The organism is Catellatospora sp. TT07R-123 (genome assembly GCF_018327705.1).
GTDB lineage: Bacteria > Actinomycetota > Actinomycetes > Mycobacteriales > Micromonosporaceae > Catellatospora.
The window spans coordinates 672,888-697,137 of the sequence record NZ_BNEM01000002.1 but is presented as its reverse complement, the minus strand read 5'-3'; the positions used below and the strand labels follow the sequence as shown (position 1 = coordinate 697,137).

General features: G+C 68.0%; 16 protein-coding genes. 5 read left to right on the top strand and 11 right to left on the bottom strand.

Annotation, left to right across the window (positions count from 1 at the left end):
- Positions 1 to 34: 34 nt before the first annotated feature.
- From Cs7R123_RS23335 to Cs7R123_RS23310, 6 genes are all read right to left on the bottom strand, one after another.
- Positions 35 to 1,378: a family 43 glycosylhydrolase gene (locus Cs7R123_RS23335; RefSeq protein WP_212829850.1), complete on the bottom strand. Its 1,344-nt coding sequence runs from the start codon at positions 1,376 to 1,378 to the stop codon at positions 35 to 37.
- 113 nt (positions 1,379 to 1,491) lie between these two features.
- Positions 1,492 to 2,100, bottom strand: a complete 609-nt coding sequence (locus tag Cs7R123_RS23330) for a C39 family peptidase (protein ID WP_212829849.1) — start codon at positions 2,098 to 2,100, stop codon at positions 1,492 to 1,494.
- A gap of 177 nt (positions 2,101 to 2,277) precedes the next feature.
- Positions 2,278 to 4,383: a cellulase family glycosylhydrolase gene (locus Cs7R123_RS23325; RefSeq protein ID WP_212829848.1), complete on the bottom strand. Its 2,106-nt coding sequence runs from the start codon at positions 4,381 to 4,383 to the stop codon at positions 2,278 to 2,280.
- A 166-nt stretch (positions 4,384 to 4,549) separates the two neighbouring features.
- Positions 4,550 to 5,932, bottom strand: coding sequence for an RNA-guided endonuclease TnpB family protein (locus Cs7R123_RS23320; protein ID WP_212829847.1), 1,383 nt, complete (start codon positions 5,930 to 5,932; stop codon positions 4,550 to 4,552).
- A gap of 2 nt (positions 5,933 to 5,934) precedes the next feature.
- Positions 5,935 to 6,543, bottom strand: coding sequence for an IS607 family transposase (locus tag Cs7R123_RS23315; protein ID WP_212829846.1), 609 nt, complete (start codon positions 6,541 to 6,543; stop codon positions 5,935 to 5,937).
- 71 nt (positions 6,544 to 6,614) lie between these two features.
- Positions 6,615 to 7,403: a methyltransferase domain-containing protein gene (locus tag Cs7R123_RS23310; RefSeq protein ID WP_212829845.1), complete on the bottom strand. Its 789-nt coding sequence runs from the start codon at positions 7,401 to 7,403 to the stop codon at positions 6,615 to 6,617.
- Positions 7,404 to 7,633: 230 nt separating this feature from the next.
- Between Cs7R123_RS23310 and Cs7R123_RS23305 the strand changes: the two genes are divergently transcribed.
- The gene (locus Cs7R123_RS23305) at positions 7,634 to 8,893 is read left to right on the top strand and encodes a cellulose-binding domain-containing protein (RefSeq protein WP_212829844.1); all 1,260 of its coding nucleotides are present in this window, start codon (positions 7,634 to 7,636) and stop codon (positions 8,891 to 8,893) included.
- A gap of 72 nt (positions 8,894 to 8,965) precedes the next feature.
- On the opposite strand, the gene Cs7R123_RS23300 is transcribed toward Cs7R123_RS23305, so the two are convergent.
- On the bottom strand, positions 8,966 to 9,196 hold the full coding sequence (locus tag Cs7R123_RS23300; RefSeq protein ID WP_212829843.1) for a hypothetical protein: 231 nt from the start codon (positions 9,194 to 9,196) through the stop codon (positions 8,966 to 8,968).
- Between the two features lie 243 nt (positions 9,197 to 9,439).
- On the opposite strand from Cs7R123_RS23300, the gene Cs7R123_RS23295 reads away from it, so the two are divergent.
- Positions 9,440 to 10,312 carry a fructosamine kinase family protein gene (locus Cs7R123_RS23295; RefSeq protein ID WP_212829842.1) on the top strand — a complete coding sequence of 291 codons (873 nt, stop codon included), beginning with the start codon at positions 9,440 to 9,442 and terminating at the stop codon, positions 10,310 to 10,312.
- Between the two features lie 80 nt (positions 10,313 to 10,392).
- On the opposite strand, the gene Cs7R123_RS23290 is transcribed toward Cs7R123_RS23295, so the two are convergent.
- From Cs7R123_RS23290 to Cs7R123_RS23280, 3 genes are all read right to left on the bottom strand, one after another.
- Positions 10,393 to 10,911: a hypothetical protein gene (locus Cs7R123_RS23290; protein WP_212829841.1), complete on the bottom strand. Its 519-nt coding sequence runs from the start codon at positions 10,909 to 10,911 to the stop codon at positions 10,393 to 10,395.
- Between the two features lie 111 nt (positions 10,912 to 11,022).
- A complete protein-coding gene (locus tag Cs7R123_RS23285; protein WP_212829840.1) occupies positions 11,023 to 12,636 on the bottom strand; it encodes a glycosyltransferase 87 family protein in 1,614 nt (537 codons plus the stop codon).
- 60 nt (positions 12,637 to 12,696) lie between these two features.
- Complete coding sequence (locus tag Cs7R123_RS23280; protein ID WP_212829839.1) at positions 12,697 to 13,452, bottom strand: hypothetical protein; 756 nt, start codon at positions 13,450 to 13,452, stop codon at positions 12,697 to 12,699.
- A 209-nt stretch (positions 13,453 to 13,661) separates the two neighbouring features.
- Between Cs7R123_RS23280 and Cs7R123_RS23275 the strand changes: the two genes are divergently transcribed.
- Together Cs7R123_RS23275 and Cs7R123_RS23270 are read left to right on the top strand one after the other, a co-directional pair.
- Positions 13,662 to 14,084: a DUF4259 domain-containing protein gene (locus Cs7R123_RS23275; RefSeq protein ID WP_212829838.1), complete on the top strand. Its 423-nt coding sequence runs from the start codon at positions 13,662 to 13,664 to the stop codon at positions 14,082 to 14,084.
- Positions 14,085 to 14,263: 179 nt separating this feature from the next.
- Positions 14,264 to 15,136, top strand: coding sequence for a LysR family transcriptional regulator (locus tag Cs7R123_RS23270; protein ID WP_212829837.1), 873 nt, complete (start codon positions 14,264 to 14,266; stop codon positions 15,134 to 15,136).
- A 42-nt stretch (positions 15,137 to 15,178) separates the two neighbouring features.
- Here Cs7R123_RS23270 and Cs7R123_RS23265 read toward each other — a convergent pair whose 3' ends face one another.
- A complete protein-coding gene (locus Cs7R123_RS23265; protein WP_212829836.1) occupies positions 15,179 to 16,132 on the bottom strand; it encodes a hypothetical protein in 954 nt (317 codons plus the stop codon).
- Between the two features lie 764 nt (positions 16,133 to 16,896).
- Here Cs7R123_RS23265 and Cs7R123_RS23260 point away from each other — a divergent pair.
- Positions 16,897 to 23,865 carry an FG-GAP-like repeat-containing protein gene (locus Cs7R123_RS23260; protein ID WP_212829835.1) on the top strand — a complete coding sequence of 2,323 codons (6,969 nt, stop codon included), beginning with the start codon at positions 16,897 to 16,899 and terminating at the stop codon, positions 23,863 to 23,865.
- Positions 23,866 to 24,250 lie beyond the last annotated feature (385 nt).

Sequence of the window (24,250 nt, the reverse complement as noted above, 5' to 3'; positions counted from 1 at the left end):
GCCGCGTAGCAGGAGCCGGTGCGGCGGGGCCGGACTAGGCCACCTCGATGTAGTCCAGCTCGGCCCAGCGGCTGAGGAAGGTCAGCCGCACGGTGTTCCATCCGGCGTTGAGCGTCACGCCGGCCGGGGCCTGGCGCCACGTCTCCCACCCGGTGTCCGGGTAGTTCACCGTGACCGGTGAGCCGCCGTTGACGGTGAGGGTGTGCTGGGCGTCGCCGAAGCCGGCCGAGTAGGCGACGTTCACGGTGTAGCCGCCGGCGCGGGGGGCGAAGACGCTCAGTTCGACCCAGCTGTCGGCGTAGTCGATGTGTGCGACGACCTGCCCCTGGGACGCGGTGGTGGTGTCGCGGATGTCGCAGTGGTTGAGGGTGCCGCGTTCGGTCTCGGTGCGTACGCGGCTGCCGCGCACGACCGGGAAACCGCCGGCCCAGCCGAGGGCGGCGACGTACATGCCGCGGGCGCTGTAGTTGTTGATCCAGCCGTGGAACACGATGGAGTCCCCGGCGGCGTCGCGGACGACGTCGGCGCCGCCGGGTCCGCGGACGGTGCCGTTGACGCTGTCGGTGGTGATGAGTGACCGGTATGCCTTCGTGTACGGCCCGGTCAGCGCGGTGGCGGTGGCGTAGCTGGTCTGGTAGCCGTCGCCGCCGTAGCCGCCGAGGGAGTAGAACAGCACGTACTGGGTGCCGACCTTGGTCAGGACCGGGGCTTCGATGACGCCGGCTTCTTCGGCGCGGCCGCTGCGCAGCAGTTCGACGCGGGCGCCCTGGAGGGTGACGCCGTCGGCGGCGACGCCTTGCAGCCACAGGCTGGTGGGCTGGCCGATGGCGTTGCCGTCGTCCTTGTAGAGCAGGTAGCGGGCGCCGTTGGTGTCGGTGTAGCTGGACGGGTCGATGTCGCCGCCTTCGGCGCCGTTGCAGATCAGCGGCTGGGTGCCGATCGGGGTGAACGGGCCGGTGGGGGAGGTGGCCAGGGCGGCGCCGATGCACTGACGGCCGGCGCTGACGCTGCGGGCGGTGTAGTAGAGCAGGTATTTGCCGTCGGCGCGGCGGGACACGTCGGGTGCCCAGGTGAGGCCGCCGCTGGCCCAGGAGCCGAGGGTGGGCAGGGCGTTGCCGCGGCGGGTCCAGGGTCCGGTGAGGGAGGTAGCGGAGGCGACGGGGACGTTGCCGTTGCCGTTGTTGGTGGAGTAGGCGTAGTAGACACCGTCGAACTTGGTGACGTCGGGGTCGGGGAAGTCGCTGCCGATGACCATGGCGGGGGCGGTGGTGGCTGCGGCGGCGGGGGTGGCCAGGGCGAGCGGGACCGTGACCGCGGCGATGGCGGCGACCGCCAGCGCGCGGCAGGCGATGGCCAGCGGTGATCGGGAGTTGAGCATCGTGCCTCCTCGGAGTGCTTCCGGACGGAAGAAGGACATCGAGAGACTTAATTGTATGCGTGGGTCGGCCCCGGCGGGGTCGGCGTGCCCGCCGGGGCCGTGTCCGGGGAGGGTCAGGCGGTGTAGCCGGAGGTGCTCCACACCCACCAGGACAGGTTGGCCAGGCTCATGGTGTAGCGGTGCCCGCTGCCCAGGGCCACGTCCTCGATGACGGCGTACGCGCCGGAGCTGGTGTAGCCGACGACGGTCAGGTAGTGGCCGCCGGGGTAGTTGTGGTAGGTCCCGGCGGTGTCGGTCCGGCCGCCGCGCACGTTGAGCACCAGCGCGTAGTTGCGGTCGACGTCGAAGACGATGTCGTACTTGAGCAGGTTCTGCTCGGCCGCGCTGTTGTTGTTGACCACTTTGTGCTCGTACCAGTTGTTGACGTTGGCGTAGCTGTTGAGCACGCGCATGACCTGGGTGATCGAGTCGGTGCCGTTGACGTCGGTGGGCAGCGTCGAGGCCAGTGAGCTCTGGCTGGGGGCGTAGCCGCGCTGGGTCAGGGCGAGCCGGGTGGCGGCGGGGCCGCACCAGTACCCGGTCTGCTGTGCCTGGAACGAGTAGGTGGTCAGCGTCTTGGCGGTGGCCGCGTCGGCGGTGCCGGCGCCGGTGACGCTTGCGGTGGCGGCCGCGACCAGGGTCAGGACGGTCGCGATGGTTCCGCGGCGGAGGGTGTACGCCATGGAAACGCCTTTCAGGAATGAAGGTGAGGGTGAAATGATTCTACATTCAACAGTGTCTAATGTAGCCAGTCAAGATCACTGATGTGCCACTTCCACCCGCACGAAAGGCGCCACTTCCACCCGCACGAAAACGGCGGGCCGGGGGAATCCCCCCGGCCCGCCGCACGCGGCGCCGACTCAGCTCACGGAGCCGGTCACGGTGCTGCCCGACTTGGTGACGTAGTACGTCACCAGGGTGCCGCTCCAGAAGTGCAGCGTCAGCGTCACCTTCTGGCCGTCGCTGACGTCGTTGAACAGCTCCGGCTTCAACGTGATCGTGTTCGCGGCGTAGTTCGGCGTGAACGTGTAGTCGAACTCCTTGTACGGCGTCCAGTTCTGCGGCCCGGCGTTGCTGCCGTCGGCGTACTTGGCCTCCATCGTGGCCAGCGTGTCACCGCGGAACTGCGTCGGGATCGCGAACGACGCCGTCGTCCCGGTCGCGTTGGACACCTGCGGCGGGTCGAAGGTCAGGAACGTGATCCGCCACGGCACCCCCTGCGAGAACACCACCTGCACCGAGGCGTTCGCCCCGTACGCGCGGCTGCCGTACAGGCGGGTCAGCGCGGCGGCCGTGAACGTCAGCTGGCTGCCCGACACCGTGTAGTCGCTGCCCTGGGCCAGGTTGGTGCTGCCCTGGCGCACCGCGGTGACCGTCGCGCCGTTGAGGTTCAGCGCCACCGTCCGCGCCCCGATGGCCGCGGTCTTGGCGGTGAACACCTGGTCGGTCTCTGCGGTCCCGGAACGGCCGGTCCAGCTCGACTTGAGCTGCGCGATCAGCTCCGGGTCGCTCCACGCGAACGAGGTCCGCCCGAAGTGCTGGCCGTTGTCCCACAGCATCGTGGTCAGCTTGCGGGTGCGCGCGTAGTAGCCGAAGTACTCGAAGAACTTCAGCTTCTCGCCCTGCTCGATCGTGCCGGTGCTGCGGTCGAAGCCGAGCAGCCCGTACTCGCCGATGATCACCGGGATGCCGCGGGCCACGAAGGCGTTGTAGACCCGGTCGAAACTGTCGGTCACGTCCTGCTGCGTGGTCGCGTCGAACTTCGTGTACCCGGCGATGTTCACGCTGAACGGCCAGAACCCGTAGTAGTGCACGGTCGCGGCCAGGTTCGGGTCGTTGAGCGCCGTGAACGTGCTGACCAGCTCGTCGACGCGCGCCTGATCGGCGGAGGTGTGCAGCGTCGGCAGCACCAGCAGCCGGGTGGCGTTGCCGCCGCCGGACTGCCGCACGATCGTGCGGAACGACGTGTTCAGCTCGCTGAGCAGCTGCGCGTTCTGCGCGTCGCCGGAGCTGCCGGTGAACTGCGGCTCGTTGACGCTCTCCAGCACCAGCTTCGCCGACGAGGCCTTGAACGTGCTCGCCAGCTGCGTCCAGATCGCCTTGTACCGGTTGAGCACGTTGTCGTGGTCGCCGGGCATGTTGGCGATCCACTCCCACGAGTCGTGGTGCACGTTGATCAGCACGTACAGGTCGGCCGCCAGCGCCCAGTCGACGACCTGCTTGACCCGGGCCAGGTACGCGGCCTCGATGGTGTAGCTCGGCGCGCCGCCCTGGTGGTGGCCCCAGGTGACCGGGATGCGGATGCTCTTGAAGCCCTGCGCCTTGATGTTGGTGATCAGGGCCTGGGTGATGAGCGGGTTTCCCCACGAGGTCTCGTCGGCGCCGGTGGCGTCCAGCGAGTTGCCCAGGTTCCAGCCCGGCTGCATCGCCGCGACCGTGGCCATGGCGTTGCCGGTCGGGGGAGGGCTGGTGGACGGGCTGGCCGACGGCGACGGGCTGGCAGAGCGCGACGCCGACGGCGACGCGCTGGGCGAGCCGGGGGCGCCGGTGCAGGCCACGCCGTTGAGCGTGAACGCGGTCGGCGCCGTGTTGGTGCCCGACCAGGAGGCGTTGAAGCCGAACTGGACGGAGCCGTTGGTGGGGATGGCCGCGTTGTAGGACATGTTCGTCGCGGTGACCGTGGCGGCGGGCTGCGTGTAGCTCGCGCTCCACATGCTGGTGACCTTCTGGCCGTTGGCGTACGTCCAGACCAGGTTCCAGCCGTTGACCGGGTCACCGAGGTTGTTGATCACCACGTTGGCGGTGAAGCCGCCGGGCCACTGGTTGGGGACGGAGTAGTCGACCCGGCATCCGGCGGCGGCGTACGCGCCGGTGCCCAGGCTCACGCCGACGGCGGCCAGCACGGTGGCGGCGCTGGCGAGCAGGGCGATCTTCCATCGGGCAGACCGCTTCAGGGGTTGCGTCATGGACCTTTCCTCGCTTGGTGGGCTGCGCGGCGCGGCGGTGGGCCCGGACACCGGCGCGCGGCGCAGTGACGACTGCGGATAGGTCAGACACTAAGTTGTGTTACTAAACTATTCAACTGCTTCCTTGGTTTCTCATTCCTGTTTAACACAGGGTGAGGCCTTCGGATTATTCGCTCTCCGCTTGCTGGATGCTCAGGCTGGAGTCCGGGAGCGGCAGTCTGCTCCGGTGGCGATCGGCCCGTGTCTGCATGATCTGCTTCACCACGCGGTGCGGGGTGTGCAGGGTGATGTCGGGATCACCCTGTCGTTGCAGGACGTTGATCGCGGCGTTCACGTCGGCCTGCCACACCACCCCGCACACGGTGCAGTGAAGCCTGTCCCCGCTGCGGCGGCCGAGGCTGCCGCAGCGGTGACAGACTTGTGAGGTGTAGGCGGCGTTGACGTGTACGAGCGCAGAACCTCTGCGCTCCGACACGTTCTTCAGCGCCTCGGCGGTGACACCTTTGGTCCACCCGGCGAGACGTCGGTTCAGGTTCCTGCCGAGCGGCTTACGCCCGGTGAAGGTCTTGGTGAGGTCCTCGGCGATCACCTTGGACGCCTTGTCGACCACGGCGTGCACGGCGGTGAAGATCTCCGTACGCACCCGGGCCCGATGCCTGGCAGCCTGCCGGTCCCGTTTCACGGTGCCGAGATTGTTCCTGCCGATCCGGTCGGCTTTGGCCCGGTCGCCGCGCTGGGCGGCCGAGTTCGCGATCGAACGCAGCCTCGCCCGTCGCCGGTTGCGTTCCTTGAGCCGATCGGACTCGGCGGTCAGCAGCGCACCCAGGCCGGTGCCGTGACGGCCGCCGTCGGAGTCGGTCAGCGCCTCGGTGTAGCCCTTGTCCACACCGACAGCCCCAGCGCCACAGGGGCGCTGCGAGGTGGGCATGGCGGCGGCGTCTATCTGGTAGTGGATCTCCACCCGGCCGCCGCGCAGGATCAGGCGCAGCGTGCCTGACGGTGCCACAGTGGTGTTCAGCGGGATCCGCACCATCGCGCGCTGCTGCAGGCCCGGGACGGCCAGCCACAGCCGGCCGCGGGCGTCGGCCCTGGTGTTGTGCTGATCGGCGCGGACCACGATCTGGTTGCGGATGCGGTTGCGACCGCGTCGCCAGTGGCGGCGCATCTGCCGGGCCAGGTAAGGATCAGCCGTCCACCGTTCGGCTCTCAGCTCGGTGAACAGCCGTTTCTGCTCGGCCGGGTCGCTGGTGTGGCGGCCGATCGCGCGGCGCACCCTCACCTTCGCCGCGGCCCGGTTCGCGGCGATGTCGGCCATCGCGTCGCGGACCGTCTCCTTCCACGCGTTGGCCAGCACCCCGAAGGTGTGATGCGTGCCCTCGGCCAGCCACCGGTCCCGGACCTGCCGATCCGACAGCGCGGCCCCGGCGACTGAGCCGTAGCGCTGCCAGACCCCGCAGCGGACCCGGCCCAGACGACGCGCCTGCTCTTCGAGCCGGGCGTACTTGCCGGGGTTGAGCCGGTACGAGTACGCGATCCGGGTGACCTTCACGTTTACCTTCCGATCAGGTCATCGGTCTTCATCGACTTCGCGTATCGGTGCAGCCCGTCCAGCCGATATGAGAAGGTGTGCACGATCGCGAGCAGATCGGCGACCATCTCCTCCTGCGGGGACAGCGACTCCTGATTGGCCACCAGCACCTCACATCCGGCGGCTTCGGCCTCGTGGGCCAGATAGTCGAAGCCGAACCGGGCCAGCCGGTCCTCGTGGGCCACGACCAGCGTAGACACCTGCCCGGCCTTGACGCGGCTCATGATGTCGATCAGCTTCGGCCGCAACAGGTCCATGCCACCGCCGATCTCGCTGACCCACTCGTCAACAGCCAGCCCCCGGGCCAAGCAGAACATCTCCATCGCGGCGCGCTGCGACGCCAGATCCTCGCGCTGACCGGCGGACGACACCCGGCAGTAGACGATCACTTTACGGTCGTCTCGTGCGAAGCCCGGGGCGAGTACGGCAAGGACGTCGGATTCGTCGAAGTATCGCTGCCCGGTGGAGGTGCGCCGAGCCGCGATCCGGCCTTCCGCCTCCCACCGGCGCACGGTGCTCGCGGAACGGCCGATACGCTCCGCGAACTCCGAAATCCGGTAAACCCTAGCCACGATGAACAACTTTAGATAGGAGTAGTGAAGAAATCAAGCTTGTGTCGGCCTCCGGGAATGTCCCGTCGGATTCAGCCGATCCGACGGGTCAGGCACACGACGGTGGTCAGCTTCTGCTCCACCACCCCGCCGCGGGCGTCGATGACCTCGGCCAGCGCCCTGTGCAGCGCGGCGCGCCTGGGCTCGGGCAGCAGCCGGTGCCGGGAGAACGTCGTCAGCAGGGTGAGGTAGCGCGACGTCCCGTACGGCAGCACCGTGACGACCTCCTCCATCCGGACGTCGCCGAACAGGCCGCCGCCGCTCAGCTCGTCGGGGTCGAACGAGTCCGCGGGCTGCACGTGGTGCGCCCGGTCCACCCGGTCGGAGATCTCGGGCGCGACCCGCTCGTACACGTCGTCCATGGCCTCGCGCAGCCCGTCGTCGGCGAACCCGAACTCGTGGCCGAACACCGCGAACACCCCGCCGGGCGCCAGCGCGGCGGCGGCCAGGCCGGTGCGCGCGGCAGGGTCGACCCAGTGCCACGCCTGCGCGCTGGCCAGCAGCTCCACCCCGCCCGGCGGCGGCGTCCAGTCCTCGAACCGGCTGACCACCACCGACACCAGGTCGTCGTCGGCGAAGCGCCGCGCCAGCACCGCGGCCATCGCCGGGTCGGGCTCCACACAGGTCAAAGGCACGCCGAGGGTACGCAGCAGCGCCGTGCCCTTACCCGTCCCGGCCCCCGACTCCACCACCGCCGCGGGCACCCGCCCCGCGTACGCCACGATCAGGTCGAGCACCTGCGCCGGATAGCCCGGCCGTACATCGTCATAGGCCTCGGCGACCTCGCCGAACACCTGCCGCCGATCACGCTGCGTCGTCATGCCCGAACCCTAACCAGTGGCCCTGATCACGCGAAAGTGGATAAAGCATCGCTGGACGCCGCGCGTAGTGACATTTACACTCATCCATCAGGTCTGCTCGCTGCGGGTGCGGCGAGACGGATCCGGGAGCCGGGGCTGTTCCGCCCCAGCCGCGCACCGGGCGCCGGCTGGTCCACGAGCGCACCCCGCCGCCGCGGCCACGGCCGCGCGGCCTCCCGGAAGGACCACCCATGCACCTGTCCGCACGATGGCGCGCGTCCGCCGCCGCGATCCTCGCCACCGTCACCGCCGCGGGCGTCGGCGCGGTCGTCGCCGCCGCACCCGCCGCCAGCGCGGCCGCCGCCTGCCAGGTCAGCTACCGCGCCGACCAGTGGACCGGCGGCTTCGTCGGATACGTCAAACTCACCGCCGGCGACGCCGCCATCCACGGCTGGACCATCGGCTGGACCTGGCCCGGCGACCAGAAGATCACCAACGCCTGGAACGCCACCGTCACCCAGTCCGGTACCGCCGTCACCGCCGCCAGCCTCGCCTACAACGCCGACCTCGCGCCCGGGGCGTCCCTGGAGTTCGGCATGCAGGGCACCTGGACCGCGAACAACACCGCCCCGACCGCGTTCACCGTCAACGGGGCACCCTGCGGCACCAGCCCGTCCCCGTCGGCCAGCCAGGCCTCACCCAGCCCGTCGCGTAGCAGCTCACCGAGCCCGTCGGCGAGCCCGTCACGCAGCGCCTCACCGTCGCCGAGCAGCTCGCCCAGCCCGTCGGCGAGCCCGTCGCCGTCCGGGCCGCCGCCGTCCGGCTGCACCGGTGCGCTGTGGTGCGACGGGTTCGAGGACCAGACCGGCACCGTCCCGTCCGGGGCGTGGACACTGGCCTACCCCGACTGCCAGGGCACCGGCACCGCCGTGGTCGACAGCACCGTGGCCCGCACCGGCACGCGCTCGATCCGGGTCGACGGCGCCGAAGGGTACTGCAACCACGTGTTCCTGAAGTCGACGCGCAACTTCAACCCGCTCAACGGGGTATGGTTCGGCCGGTTCTACGTCCGGCACACCACCGCGCTGCCCGCGTCGCACGTCACCTTCCTGGCCATGCGCGACGCCGCCGACGGCAACCGCGACCTGCGCGTGGGCGGCCAGAACGCGGCACTGCAGTGGAACCGCCAGTCCGACGACGCGACACTGCCCGAGCAGAGCCCGGCCGGGGTGGCGCAGAGCCGCCCGCTGCCGGTCGACCGCTGGGTGTGCATGGAGATCCGCGTCGACGGCCCCGCCGGGCAGGTGCAGACCTGGACCGACGGCAGCGAGGTGACGGGCCTGCGCGTCGACGGCGTACCCACCGCCGACGTGGACCGGCAGTGGCTCACCCGGGCCAACTGGCGGCCGAACCTGACCGACCTGCGGCTGGGCTGGGAGAGCTACGGCGTCGGCGCCGACCGCCTCTGGTTCGACGACATCGCCTGGGGCTCCACCCGCATCGGCTGCTGACCCAGGCAGCAAACGCTGATCGGCACCGGGCGGTACGCGAGTCCGGTGCCGGTCAGCGCCGCCCAGGGCCGGCTACGGCATCCAGTGGGCGACGACCTCACCCGCCGCGATCTGGGGCGGGTTCGGCAGCAGCGACGCCAGGTTGTCCTTCACCCAGTCCGCGGCCCTCGCGTTCGACTCCTCCGCGCCGGCCCGGCTCTCGAAGACGCTCGTCGACACCATCACGCCGTTCCCGGCGTCGACCCAGTAGTAGGCCAGCAGGCCCGGAACCGCGCGGATGATCGGGACGAACCCCTCCTGCACGCGCCGTCCTGCCTCGCGAGGGTCGGCCACACCTTCATAACGACGTACCGTCGCATACATGTGCTGCTCCCTTCCCTGCGTACAGATCCTGGCACAAAGCGATCGGACATCTTGCTTTATAGATCCTCTTATCTACCGGCCGTCTCGCGTCCGGGTCTCCGGCAGGCCCTGCTCCATCCCGTGTCCGCCGTTCATCGGGCCGCTCGGGTCGCGATCCGATGAGCCCATGTCTGGCAGGCCGCAGTGACAGAGCAGGAGCTGCTGCGCAGGAGGTTGGCTGCGTTGGGCCTTCCGGTTCGAGCGGTCGTGCCGGCCAGGGGCGGTGTCATCGCCACCGCAGGTGTGGTGACCCTCGATGACGGGCGGCAGGTGTTCGCGAAGACGCTCGCCGTGCCGCTCGACGGTCTGTTCGAGGCGGAAGCCGAGGGCTTGCGCGCGCTGCGGGAACTCGGCGGAGCCGCGACGCCGGAGGTACTGATAGCCGCACCGGAAGTGCTGGTGCTGGCGGCGGTGCGTCCTCGTGGCGGAGGCGCCGAATACTGGGAGGCGCTCGGCCGGATGATCGCGGACATGCACACCACGGCGATCGGCCCACGTTTCGGCTGGCATCGCGACGGCTGGCTGGGCCGAATGCGGCAGGACAACACCTGGCACGACGACGGGCACAGGTTCTTCGCGCAGCGCCGTATTCTGCGCTGGCTGCCTGAACCCCACGTGGTGGCGGCGTTCGACAAGGCGGAACGCCAAGCGCTGGAGCACCTGTGCGAAGCGCTGCCCGAACTGGTGCCGCCCCAGCCGCCGACACTCACCCACGGGGACCTGTGGAGCGGAAACCTACTCGCCGATCATGACGGCACTCCCGTGCTGGTGGACCCGGCGGTGTCATACACATGGCCGGAGGTGGACTTGGGAATGCTGTGGTGCTCGCCGGCAGAGCCGGGCAAGGAGCGCTTCTTCGACGCATACGCCGAGGTCGCGCCGTTGCACGACGGCTGGCGCGACCGCATGGAGCTGATGTTCCTGCGCGAGGTGCTCAGCACCATCGCCCACGGCGACGATGACTGGGGTGCCGCCGCCTTCGTTCGCCGCCTCATCGCTCCCTTCCGCCGAAGATAGACGGCAAGGTTCTGTCTCGCGGATCATGTCCGTCGCAGGTGGACGTGACGGCCCGGCGGGTGTAGATCGTCAATGGCTCATCAGTTGCAGTTGGCCAGGGCTATCTTGCTGGTCATCGGCCTGCCGAGCTGGAGCCCGGTCATGAGGTTCCCGGCCTCGACGAGATCTGCCGTGTCGAATTCGCCGCTGCCCATTGCTGTCCAATATTCGTCGGCCTCAACACAGGTACCGTGAGGGAACGTCATCTCCATCTCGATCTGTACGGTATCCGCGAGGTGGAGATCGATGTCATCCTCTGCATCTGACGGTTCACCCGGCACTCCGGCGCGCCATTCGACGGCAGGGATGGCGAAACGCCGAGCGAGCAACAACGCCGGCGGACCGTCCGGCCATTCGGCGACGCCGAACTCTACGACCAGCGTGTCCGCCTCTACGTCGTTCCCCCAGCGGTCGAAGAGGCCATCCAGCGGGATCGCGAGGAACGCCCGGAAAGCGCGCCAGGCAAGGTTCACGTCCTGGATGCGATCCGGGTCGCCACCTTCCGCCGTAACCAGTCTGCGCAGTTCCTGGACCCCGTCACGCCACGAGAGAGCTGTCATGGCCACATTTGATCATCCACGTCTCCAGGGCCGGCAGGCCGCGGGTCAAGTCCATGGAGAGTCGCGTAGGACTGCCCACCTGGTGTCTCGGGCTCACCTGAGTGGTCTCTGCTACTTCCACAGGTCCCGGGGCGGATTCTCGATCAGTCTTCCGTCGGCGTCGAATGCGAGGAACTGGGCGTAGTAGAGGTTGGTGCCGGAGAAGCTGAACACCCGCTCCCCGCCGCCGAGGTCCCAGATCGGCACGAAGTGCAGCGGCGCGCCGGGGGCGGTGCGCATCGCCAGCCGGGCGACCCGGGGGCTGACCCACCCGTCGACGCTGGCCCGCTCCCCGTCTGACCCGACCTCGTAGTTGAGAAGGAACAGCCCACCTTGCGTGCCGTCCCGGCTGCACCCGCCGGCACTGTCGCCCCAGCAGACGGACATCTGGGAGAAGACCTGCCGGGTCTGGTCCAAGTCGTCGAGCCGCAGGCCGGGGTCGACGCTCGGGGGCAGCGGCAGCAGCGCGAACACCGCGACGCCGGCTGCGGCGGAGGCCAGGCCGCGTGCCCACACCGACCTCGCCCCGGGCGTGACGGCGTTCTCCCGGGCAGCCTTGCGAGCGGTCAGGGCGCCGCCGAGGCCGACGCAGCAGATCACCGCGACGCTGATACCGCGGATGTTGCTGAACACGAACTGCAGGCCGGGTGTGGTCGCCGATTCGATGGCCAGGTTGCTCACCGACAGCGTCATGATGACCAGCAGGAATGCGCCCGCGGCCCGCCGGGCCGAGCCGGCTGAGGCGACCAGCAGCATTCCGGCGAGCACCGTCCACACCTGATGGTGGGTCCAGGACACGGGGCACGCGGCGATGGTGGCGCAGCCGACCAGCACCGCGGCATGTGCCCGGCGGCCCTCGGTGGCCAGACCGCGAGCCCGCCACAGGGCCAGGGCACAGATCACGGCGACGAGCACGAGCCACACCACGGGGCGGTACTCGGGGCCGATGCCGGCCCGGCCGAGGATGGCGTGCAGCGACTGGTTACCCAGCGACGCCATGTCACCGACCCGCGAGGTGCTGAACAGCGACGTGGTCCAGAACCGCAGGCTGTCTGCGGGCAGCGCGACCGCCGCCACGACGGCGCACCCGGCGAACGCCGCAGCGGCCCGCAGCGCATCCCGGCGGCGTCCGGCGAGCAGGAAGAACACCACGAACAGCAGGGGCGTGAGCTTGATCGCGGCGGCCAGGCCGACGAGCACGCCGCGCCAGCGGGCGGGGGTGATCTCGAGCGCGTCGAGCAGCGTCAGTACGACGACGAAGATGCTGATCTGGCCGAACCGCAGATCGCTCTGCACCGGCGCGGAGACGATCAGCACGCAGGCCAGGACCCCGGCGAACAGTTGCCGCCGGTCGGCGCGGTCCCAACGGGCCGCCAGCGCCACGGCGATCACCACGACGGCCACGACGACCGCCACCAGCCACAGCACGCGCGTCACCGACTCGGACAACCACCCGACCGGCCAGAGCACCAGCGCCGCGAACGGCGGGTACGTGAACGGGTCGCCGTTGTCGGCGGCGTACTCGTACAGCGGACGGCCCGACTGCACCTGCCGCACCGCACCGACGTACACATGCAGATCGGCGAGCCGGTCGAACTCAGGGCGGCGCAGAGCCAGCGCCCCCGACACCACGGCCACAGTCCCGAACACGAGCCACAGCGCGTTCACCCGCCAGTCTTTGAGCATCGCCGCAGGATAGTCGCCGGCGGACGGCGGCGGGTGCCCCGGAATCCACCGGGATTTCGTTCAGTGGACCGCCCCGGTGACCTGCGAGTTGCGGGTGAGACTGTCGAGGAATGCCTCGTAGTCCGCGTGGCCTGGGCCGACGATCCATTCCGGTGTCGTCGCCAGCGGCTGCCCGGCAAGCCGCGCCAGCAGCTCGCGGTACGCTTCGTCTTCGGGGGCGTATGTGTCCCAGAGCAGGCACGGTCCCGGGACCTGCGTGGAGATCTGCCGGTCGTGTGCCGTCACCACGATGTTGAATCGTTCCTCGACATCCATCAGGCACAACGGCCCGCCGACGGACAGCGCGAGCGTCGCGAAGGTCTGCCTGACGGACGGGGACGACAGGAACAGCCGGCTTTGGCCGCTGGTCGCCGGTGTGAAGTCGAAGATCCAGTGGTCGGGCAGCAGTGACGAGCCGTCGGACACCGTGAGATAGACGTAGCCGACGCGGACCCGGGTGGTGCCGTCCGGCCAAGCGCACGCGACGTCGACATGACCCGCCTCGTCGTCGCGGTATGCACGCAGTGGACCGTCCTGCGGAAAGCAGAGCGACAGGTCGAAGCTCGCACGGTCGCGGCCCGCGACCACGTCGGTCAAGTCAACTGTCCGGCCGGCCTCGAAGCGGCAGGTGGCGGGGAGCACCACCGACGTACCGTCGGGCAGGGCCACAGTGGTCCACTCGGTCTCCCGCCGGAAGCACAACGCCGCAACCGCCGTGATTAGGCGACCGACGTCGCGTCGGTGCACGTACACCTGAAAGCTGTAATCGATGCCCATGCCGTCACCCTGGGTTGTCAGCGGACGTCGAGCGTAGCGGAGGGTTGGTCTCCCCGGCATGTCATTTCAAGCAGCACGCGCGGTGCCGGATGGTGATGCCAGCCGTGACGATCGCGCTACTCTGCCGCGGTCCGTGCTCGGTGGCAGGCGCCGACGATGTCGCACCCGGGCGCTAAAGTCGCGCAACATCGCGAGCCCGGAGGCGTGGCATGGGGACCTGGGACATCGGCCCGTTCGACAACGACGGCGCCGCGGACTGGTGCGGCAACCTGCACGATGCCGATCCCGCCGAACGCGTCGGCGTCATCCGCCAGACTCTGCGGCAGGCAGCTGAGGAGAACGGTTTCCTGGACTCCCGCGAGGGGGAGCGGGCTGTCGCCGCCGCTGCCGTCATCGTCTCGCAACTGCCCGGCGGTGTTGCGCTGGCGTCGTCGTATGCTCCCGACTTCCTGACCGACGGCAACCGTCTGGAAGTGCCTGTGGATCTGCCCGCGCTGGCGGTCCGCGCCCTGGACCGGGTCCTGGCCGCAGACTCCGAATGGGTCGAGCTGTGGGAGGAGACCAACGATCCCGACGCCGCCTTCGCGGTGGTCCGCAACCTGCGCGCCGAGCTTCACAGACTGGCGGCGTGACCGAACCGCCCCGCCCGTCCGACACCTTCCATTTCACGAAAAGTGAGCCAGAACCCATAAGGGGTCTGACTGCTGCGACGGAACAGCAGGTCAACGGGGGTCTGGCGAATCGCGGCCGGACGGCGACGGCAAGATCGGTAGACTCCGTCGACCTGGCGCCCAGCAGAGCGGGGGACGGCGTGGAACTGCGGGATATCGAGATCTTCCTGACCCTGGCCGAGGAGCTGCATTTCGGGCGTACCGCCGAGCGGCTGCGGGTGACCCCGGCCCGGGTCAGTCAGGCGATCAAGAAGCAGGAGCGCCGCATCGGCGCGCCGCTGTTCGAGCGCACCACCCGCACCGTGCGGCTGACTCCCACGGGAAAGCATCTCTACCAGGAACTCTCTGCCGGATACCGGCAGATCATGGACGGTCTGCGCGCCGTCGCCGCCAACACGGGCGGGGTGCACGGAGTACTGACGGTGGGCGCCATGGGTGCGCAGCCGTGGCGGATCGCCGACCTGCTCGACCGCTACCGGACCCGCCACCCGGCGGTGGAGGTCCGCCACCGCGACATCCAGCCGACCGCGCCGCTGGACGAACTGCGGGCCCGCGAGGTGGACGTCGCGCTGGTATGGCTGCCGGTCCATGAGCCGGACGTCGCCGTCGGCCCGGTCACCCATAGCTGCGACGTCATGCTCATGGTCGGCGCCGGCCACCCGCTGGCCGGACGCGAGTCGGTGTGCTGGGAGGACCTCGGTGACTGCACGGTGCTGACCGGCACCGCGGTGCCCGAGTCCATGGAGGAGACGTTCCACCCCCGGCACACCCCGTCGGGCCGCCCCATCGCCCGCGGCCCCGCGGTGTCGAACTGGCATGAGCAGATCGCCCTCGTCGCGGGTGGGGACATCGTCTGCGGGGTGGTCGACGACGCCGCCCGCTTCTATGCCTGGCCCGGCATCGTCTACGTGCCGATCCGCGACGCGCGGCCCGCCCAGTGGGCGCTGGTGTGGCTCACGGCGCACGAGACTCCGCTGATCCGGGCGCTCGTCCAGGCCGCCGCCGACGCCTGAGATCCCGGAAGGTGTATCCCGGCCGTGCGTCCTGCGGGAGCTTCACCGACGAGTGTCGGCGCTCCCGGATACGTGATGTGTGCGGCCGAGGTCGGTCACAGCAGGCCACGGTCGCGTAGCCGGGCGCCGGTCCGGCGGCAGGCAGTCGGCCAGGTTCCGTTCCAGGTCGACTAGCTCCAGGTCCACCGGGTACACCACGAAGTCGTCGGTGACCGGCAGGGTGTCCGGCCAGTCGTGGAGGTTGAGCCGGGCCGCCACGGCGCACAGCAGCCGCCGGCCGGTCTCGGATCCGGCGGCGGCATCGAGGTCGTCGGCGTCAAGCAGGGCGAGTTCCTGCCGAACCAGCCGCACCGAAGCTATGTTGTCTAGGTTGACGTGGATACCGACGTCGAAGTCGGCAGGCGCCCAGGCGGCCTGGGGGTCGACCGCCGCCAGGACGGCGCGCTCCCCCTCCGTGGCCGCGCAGAGCTCGATGGACAGCACATCCGATCCGTAGTTCAGCGCGAGGCAGGCGGCAGGCCCGTCGACCGCCATGCTCGCCGCGGTGTCCGGGATCAGCGTGAGCAGTGCGTCCTCGATGGTGCGGCATGCCGCGTCGAGGTCGAATCCGGTCGGCGGACGCTCATAGCGCACCTCGGACCGGCGGCCCATGTCCTCCAGGACGCGGACCAGGCCGCGGTCGTCGTGCTCGGCGGTCAGCACCGAACGCGCCCAGTCGTCATGCTCGATGTCGACGCGGCTGATCCTCCTATCGTTGTACGTGTACACCTCCCGCCCCGAACCGCGCCGCGCGACCAGGTCGGCCGAGCGCATCAACCCGTCCACGTAGCGGTACTCGTGCAGGTAGACAGGCCCGTCAGGATCGAAGTGCGCCTTCTCGACCACGTCGCCGTCGCGGCGGACGAACGTCTCGTAGTACAGGCGGCCGTCGAGGAAGCCGCTGTACTCCTCGGTCACGACGGCTTGGCCCACGGCGTCGAACCCGATGCGCAGCACGTCCCGATCGGCCGGCGGTCGGGCGTCCAGTCGGCGGCCGGCCTTGATCAGGTCCCGTTCGAAAGTGCAGTGGACGGAGGTCGAGTCCCGGCCAGGTATACCAGTTCCAGCGCTGAACAGTCGCGGTCGTGGCTGCCCTTCGAGAGTCGCGCTCGGAAGCGAGCCGGGCGAAGCGCGCTGCAAGGTCGGACACGTCCGGGATCCTATGGGTCGCCCCGCCGGGCCGACCCTGCGTACCTTCGGATCCGTCGGCATCCGGTCGGCGGTCCGGTACGACCGATGGCTGGCGCGCCATGATCTCCGGCGGTCTCCAGCGCCGCCGCGAGCAGCGAGGTGCTGACGCCGCGGCCTTGCAGGTCGGGACATACCGATAGCGGGAGGGCACCACGGCGTCGACGACACCAAACTAGCGCAAACGAGGCCACAACAAGGGGCGCTCCGAGGCTCCTACTTGGCACATAGCACTAGACGGCGCTGTCAAGAGTGCCTCTGACCGGGGTCGGGTCACAGGCCGGCAACGATTGACAATGAAGCTCGGGTCATTTTGGTCATGTCGGATTCGCACCCTTGTGGCCCTCCTTTGTGATCATTAAGGTCTCCCCGCTTACAAATCTTCAAGGGGAGAACTCGTGTCTGCGTCATCAAGACGTGCGAGGCCATTGCATCGGACTCCGTTCGTGCTGGCATCGTCGTTGGCAGCCGGATTGTTGTGGCTGGTATGTCCGTTGGCGCCTGCTGCTGCGGCGCCCGCTGGCGGAGTGGCGGTGGATCGGTCGGTTCCGGTCCGGCCCGGCACGGTGAAGTTGCCGGCGTCGGGAACGCTTGCCGAGGCGTTCAAGCCATCTGCGGTGACGTGGCCGCAGGCAGGCAAGTCGGTCATCCGGATGGCTCTGGCCGCCGACGGACGATCGCGCGCCAAGGGATCGGCTGCGCCCGGGGGGCTGCCGGTGACGGTAACCGCGGTCGAGAACATCCCCGATGTGCTGTCGGGACTCGCGGTCCGCAATCTGCGGAGTGCGGCCGATCAGCCAGCCTCGGTGCAGGTTGAGGTCCTGACCAGGCAGCAGGCTGCGGCAGTCGGCGCGACGCTGCTGATGCGGGTGTCGCGCACGGACGGTACGACCGGCGGCGCGGTGCGGCTGGGCCTGGACTACTCTTCGTTCGCGCACGCTTATGGCGCCGACTGGGCATGGCGGTTGCGACTGTCGCAGGTGCCACCGTGTGCGCTGACCACGCCACAGGCGGCGGCGTGCGGTGTGGCAACGCCGTTGCGATCAGTCAACGACGGTACGGCCGGGCAGGTCTCGGCTGAGATCGTCCTGGACCGCCCGGCGCAGGCGCCGACCGTCGGCGCGCGGACCGTCGAAGGCCAGAGCGCAGGCGCCAACGGAGTCCTGGTGGCGCTGCTTACCTCGGGCGCCTCGTCGGACACCGGCAACTTCACGAAGTCGGATCTGAAGCAGTCGTCGTCGTGGTCGGCGGGCGGCAGCGCAGGCGACTTCACCTACTCCTATCCGATCCAGGTGCCGCCAGTGCCGGGCGACCTGACGCCGCAGGTGGCGTTGAACTACAGCTCGGCTGCGGTGGATGGTCAGACCGCGGGCGGGAACACGCAGCCGAGTGTGATCGGTGAGGGTTGGTCCTACTCGCCGGGGTTCATCGAGCGCACCTACCGCCCCTGTGCCGAGGACGGCGACAGCACCGACGGAGGCTACTCGCCGCTGTTCCCGGAACTGAACCACAATGACCTGTGCTGGCGCCGCAACAATGCGACGATCATGTTGAACGGGAAGTCGTCGGACATCGTGTGGGGTGACGACGGCACGTGGCGGTTGAAGGACGGCGACGGGGAGAAGGTCGAGCTCCTTCACGGCGTGCTGGATTCCAACCAGGACAAGGACGACAACGAGTACTGGAAGGTCACCACCCGTGACGGAACCCAGTACTTCTTCGGCCAGCACACCATGCGTACCGGTGCGACCACGGGTTCGGTCCAGTGGGTGCCGGTGTTCGCCAACCACACCGGTGAGCCGTGTCAGAACACCACCGGGGTCGCGTCGTCGTCGCGGTGCTCGCAGCAGGCGATGCGGTGGATGCTCGATTACGTCCTGGACCGCAACAACAACGAGATGACGCTGTTCTACTCCAGCACCGACAACCGGACTGCTCTGAACGGTAGTGCGAACACGACGCAGAACTACCGGCGTGACATCCGGCCGGTGCGGATCGAGTACGGCACGAACAAGGTGCTGGACGCGGCGACGGTGAAGGCGCGGGCGCAGGTGGTTTTCACCTACAGCGACCGCTGTCTGACCGCGTCGTGTAGTACGCACGACGAGGCGAACTGGCCGGACACGCCGTGGGACCTGGAGTGCACCGCGGCGCCGTGCTCGAACAACATGGTGCCGAGTTTCTGGTCGACCAAGCGGCTGTCGAAGATCGAGACGCAGGTGCTGTCGGGCGGTGTGTACGCGACGGTGGACGAGTGGGCGCTGGAGCACAGCTTCCCGTCGACCGGCACGTCGCTGTCGCCGGTGCTGTGGCTGAACAAGATCACCCACACGGGCAAAGTCGGCGGGACCGCGACCCTGCCGTCGTTGCAGTTCCCGGCGATCACCTCCGGCGGCGGGCGGTCGCAGAACCGGGCCGACTACGACCCGGGTGCGAGCATGGCCTCGCACATGAAGTACCGGATCGTGCAGATCAAGACCGAGAGCGGTAAGCAGATCGACGTTACGTACTCCGGTGACGACGCGAACAACTACGGTGACGGCGCCGACTGCGTCTTCGGCGGCACGCTCACTTTCCCGAACCCGGACGTCAACACCCACCGCTGCTTCCCGCAGTGGTACACCAACCCCTCCGGCACCAGCTCGGGCTGGTCCTGGTGGCACAAACGCGTCGTCATCAAGGTGGTCGAGTCCGACCTGGTGGGCGGCTCCCCGCCGGTCACGACCGCCTACGCCTACTCCACGGCGTCGTCGAACACGAAGGTGCTGTGGGCCCACGACGACGGCGCGGCGGTCTTCGGCTCACCCAGCGGCCGGTCATGGGGCAGCTGGCGTGGCTACACCGACGTGACCGTCACGACCGGACCTGCGGCGGGTACCCGGTCGCAGACGAGCTACCTGTACTTCCGCGGCCTGCACGGCGACTCCACCGACACCGGCACCCGCTCGGTCACCATCACCGACGGCATGGGCCTGGTCTGGTACGACCTGGAGAACCGCGCCGGGCACCAGCTCCAGGAGGCCACCTACGACCAGGCCGGTGGCACCGCCGTAGAGATGGTCCGCACCGAACCGTGGGAGATCACCACGGGCACGCGAACCCTGACGGACTGGGCGACACCGCCAGTCAACCATACGTACATTACCCGAGACCAGGACACGATCCGCTGGGAGTGGACCGGAACGGGCTGGTCGACCCGCGACGTCGTACGCCAGACGTTCAGCACGACCGCCGCCACCGCAGGTCGCCTGGTGGACAGCCAGCAGGAGTACGCGCCGGGTACCGGCCAGGACACCTGCACTCGGTACACCTACGCCGACGCCCCGACCGCGAACATGTACTCGTTCGTATCCCGGACGCAGACGGTCAGCAAGCTGTGTAGCGTCACCCCGACGATCCCAGCGGACCTGCTGTCGGACACCCGCAACTACTACGACACGGGTGCCTGGGGGGCGGCGCCGAGCCGAGGGAATGTCACCCAGTCCGACGCCAGTGACGGGACCGGCTGGGTCATCACCTCTCAGGGAGTCACCTACGACCAGAACGGCCAGGTCACCTCGACTAAGGACGCTCTCGGTCGGCAGACGCAGAGCACCTACTCCCAGAACGCCGACGGCCGTATCACGTCCGTCTCGGTGACCAACGCGGCCGGGCATGTGGTTGCGACGACACTGGACGCCTACCGGGGTCTTGCTGTCCAGGTCAGGGACGCCAACAACAAGATCACAACGGCGACCTACGACCCCATGGGAAGACTGATCTCGGTCACCAAGCCCGGCAATGCCAGTGGCCTGCCAGACACCAGCTACGCCTACGTCTTGTCCAACACGGCCGGCCAACCGTCGACGGTGCAGACCAAGGTGCTCGGTCCCAACGGCAACCAGATCACCTCCTACGAGCTGTACGACGGTTTCATGCACGTGGTGCAGACGCAGGGACCGTCGCCGGCGACCACAGCGGCCAAGCCGAACCAGCGGGTAATCGCCGACACGAAATACGACGACCGTGGACAAGTGGTCAGCACATCGACCTTCAACGACGACACGGCGCTTCCTGGCACCGTCCGGCAGACGTTCAGTGACGACCAGGTCGACAGGCAGACCCGCTACACCTACGACGGTCGCGGCCGGAAGCTGACCGACGAAACGTGGTCACGCAACGTGCTGCAGTGGAAGACGAGCACCGCTTACAGCTGGGATCGCAATACGATCACTCCCCCACGAGGCGGCACACCCACCCAGAACATCGTCGACGACCGCGGCAGTGTGATCGAGAAGCGCCAGTTCCATAGCTTCTCTGATTACCAGGACCTCGTCGCAGGCGACTTCAACAAGGATGGCAAGACCGACATTGTGGCCATCCGTCCTGGCGAGGGCTTCCGTGCAACCTACACCGGCAAGGGCGACGGCACCTTCACCTTCAGCCAGCCGACTGGCACAGGCTGGAACCAGTACCGGGACTGGACCGCCGGAGAGTTCTCCGGCGACACAGCCCCAGACCTCATCGGCGTCCGCAAGTCCGACGGCGCCCTGTGGCGCTACACCAACGACGGCACTGGCGGGTTCCCCACCAACAGCAAGCTGGCCGACGGCTGGAGCGGGCACGGTGAACTCGCCGCCGGCGACTTCACCGGCGACGGCAAAGCCGACCTGGTCGCTGTCCGGTCCGCGGACGGCATGCTGCAGCTGTGGACGGGCAACGGTGCAGGCACCCTGAGCGGACCGACAGACGTCACTGGTGGCTGGGCCGGATACAAGAACCTGGTCGCAGCCGATGTCGACGGCAATGGCAAAACTGACCTGCTTGCCGTGCGCACCGCCGATGGCATGCTGCGCCAGTGGCTTGGTAATGGCAACGGCACCTTCGCCACCGGTACGGACTTGCTCACCGGCTGGTCCAACCGGGTCAACCTTGCCGCTGGCGACTTCACCGGCGACGGCAAACCCGACCTGTTCGGCGCTGACGACGGCGACTTCGCCCTGCAGCGCTGGACACGTAACGCCACGACGTTCACATCGCTGGGAACGTTGCCGCTAACCGCGGGCCAGGGCTACGACACGACGAAGTACGACTACAGCCTGCGCAACGAACTTCTCGGAGTCACCGACCCGGCCAACAACCACTGGGCATACCAGTACGACATGCTCGGCCGGCCGACCACCACAGTCGACCCTGACTCCGGCACCACCGTCAAACAGTACGACAACGCTGGACAGCTTCTCACCAGCCAGGACGGCCGGGGTCAAGTCCTGGCCTACGTCTACGACAACCTCGGACGCAAAATCGAGGTGCGCGACACCAGCTCCACCGGCGCACTGCGCGCCGCATGGACCTGGGACACGGTCGCACTAGGCCAGCCGACCAGCTCAACCCGGTATGACAACGGACTCGCCTACGTCAGCGCGGTCACTTCCTACGACGACGGCTACCGGCCTACCCAGACGACCATCACCATCCCGGCGTCAGCACAGAATGGCGCACTGGCTGGCACCTACACCTCATCGACGCAGTACACCGACAGCGGCGCGACCAAGAAGGTGACCCTCCCGACGATCAACGGCGGCCAGCCCGTCGGTGGCTTGCCGCTGGAGACCGTCACCACCACGTACACCGACCAGGGCCTTCCCGCAACCATAAAGGGCGTGGACGACTACCTCGCCCGAATCGACTACCACTGGGACGGGGCCACCGACCAGACGTTGCACGGCACCTTCGGCAAACAGCTGCGCCAGACAAACAGCTACCAGGAGGCCACCGGGCGACTGGGAGCCCAGCAGATCGACACACAGAACCAGTCCAACCCAGCCAACTTCGACGACAAGTTCACCACCGAGTACAACTTCGACGCCACCGGTAACCTGACCTGGATCGCCGGCAAGACCAACGGCATCCGTGATGAGGCCGAATGCTTCGACTACGATGGCCTGCGCCGATTGACACAGGCATGGACCGAGGCGAGCATCTCCTGCGCCACTCCGCAGCGAGCCGGAGCCGATCCGTACTGGCGTCAGTGGGGCTTCGACATCGTCGGCAACCGGCTCAGCCAAGTCGACAAGGGCCCCGCCGCTGACACGGCATGGACATATCACTACGCGACCTCTGGCCAGACCCACACGCTGACTCAGGTCGACGCCTCAGGACCGCTGGCAGGCGCCAGCGCCAGGGCCTTCGACTACGACGCTGCCGGCAACACCCGCCACCGGCAGACGGAGACCGGAGTGACCCAGGATCTCACCTGGGATCGCGAAGGACACCTGGCCACCTTGGCCGAGGGCACCAACACGATCGCCTACGTGTACGACGCCGAAGGCGCCCGGCTCATCACCCGAGCTGCCGACAGCACGAAGCTCTACCTCGGGAGCACCGAACTCGAACTGAAGACCTCAGGCGCACCACTGGGCACGCGGTTCTACGCGAACGCCGTCCGCAATGCCACCGGGCTCAAATGGACCGTCCAGGACCATCACGGCACCCAGCAGGTGCAGATCGACGCTAGTCAACTGCTTGTCGTCCGCAACCGAACGATGCCGTACGGCGAGGACCGAGGTGCACAGGGGCTGTTCACCGGCGACAGAGGGTACGTCGGCGGTATCAAGGATCCCACCGGGCTCGTTCACCTCGGTGCCCGAGAATACGATCCGGGGCTCGGGCGGTTCGCGTCAGTCGATCCGCTGCTTGATCTCAACGACCCTGGCCAGTGGAATCCATACCTGTATAGCCGCGCCAACCCAACTACCTTCAGCGATCCAAGCGGGCTGATCGACTGCGGCGACATCGGGTGTCATCAATACAGAAACACTGGCGCGCCGGCCCGTACGGCAAAGGGCAAGCCCGTAAAGGAAGATGCGCCATGCGCGCCCAAGTGCCCGATCAATGGACCCGCCTGGTGCCCCGGAAGCTGCCAATTGACCCCGGAAGAGGTCCGGTTCGGCAACCAAACGGCAGTGAATGCATGGCGCTACGGGACATTGACAACACAAACATATTGCGACCATGGCCAAGGTTTTTGCCAGTTCGGCACTGATTACGAGAAGGGCTGGTGCCTGAAGGTAGGACCTTTTGCGTGCCAAATCGCCGGAGATGGTCGAGATTTTGCAGAAAAGAACGCTAAAGCGTCTAAAGACAAATGGAAAGCCAGAGATGGTTTGAAGTGGCAGTACGACGACGAGGTCTGGAATGCGAAACATCACGGCCTGTGGATGGCATACATGGTTGCTAATGGCGTGAGTCCAGAAGATGCGCTCGACTTGGCGTACGCCCACGAATTCAGTTCTAATGACAACGGCACGTCCACATACGGTAGCCGTGACATGCGTATCGATATGGTGAACAACAAGATCGGTATCGCTATTGGGCAGAGGATTCGCGCGATCAGTTCGACTCGGGGAAAATGGGACACGCCCGGCGCCACAAATGAGGAAATCATCTCCGGAGTATTTGCGATGATCCATCTGGATGGCTCGAGATGTGACGGCTGCTTTTCTCTCGATCCGCGATACTGAACCCAGGACGGGGTCGCAGTTAAGGGCTGGACGTAGCACCGGTCGGCAGGCGCTTCGCCGATAGGTGAGGCACTTGTGCCAGAGGGGAACGCTGTACCCCGCCCCGTGGGCGGGTACAGCGTTCCCCTCTCGTGGATGTGAGCTGGGTCCGATGACGGGCCATGCCGCACCGGTTCGGCCTGGAGCCGGACGGCGCCGAGGCGGAGGCATCATCGGGTGGCATCGACCTGCTGGCGGGTACCCCTGCCGATGCCTCGCCGATGGCCGGAGGTTTGGTCGTCCACACAGTGGGCGGGAGGACAGTTCCATAGGCGCACCCAGGATCCGGGTAGGGCAGCGAGGTGGGATGGTTACGGCAGATAAGAGTCGAATGGGCTTCTGGGCG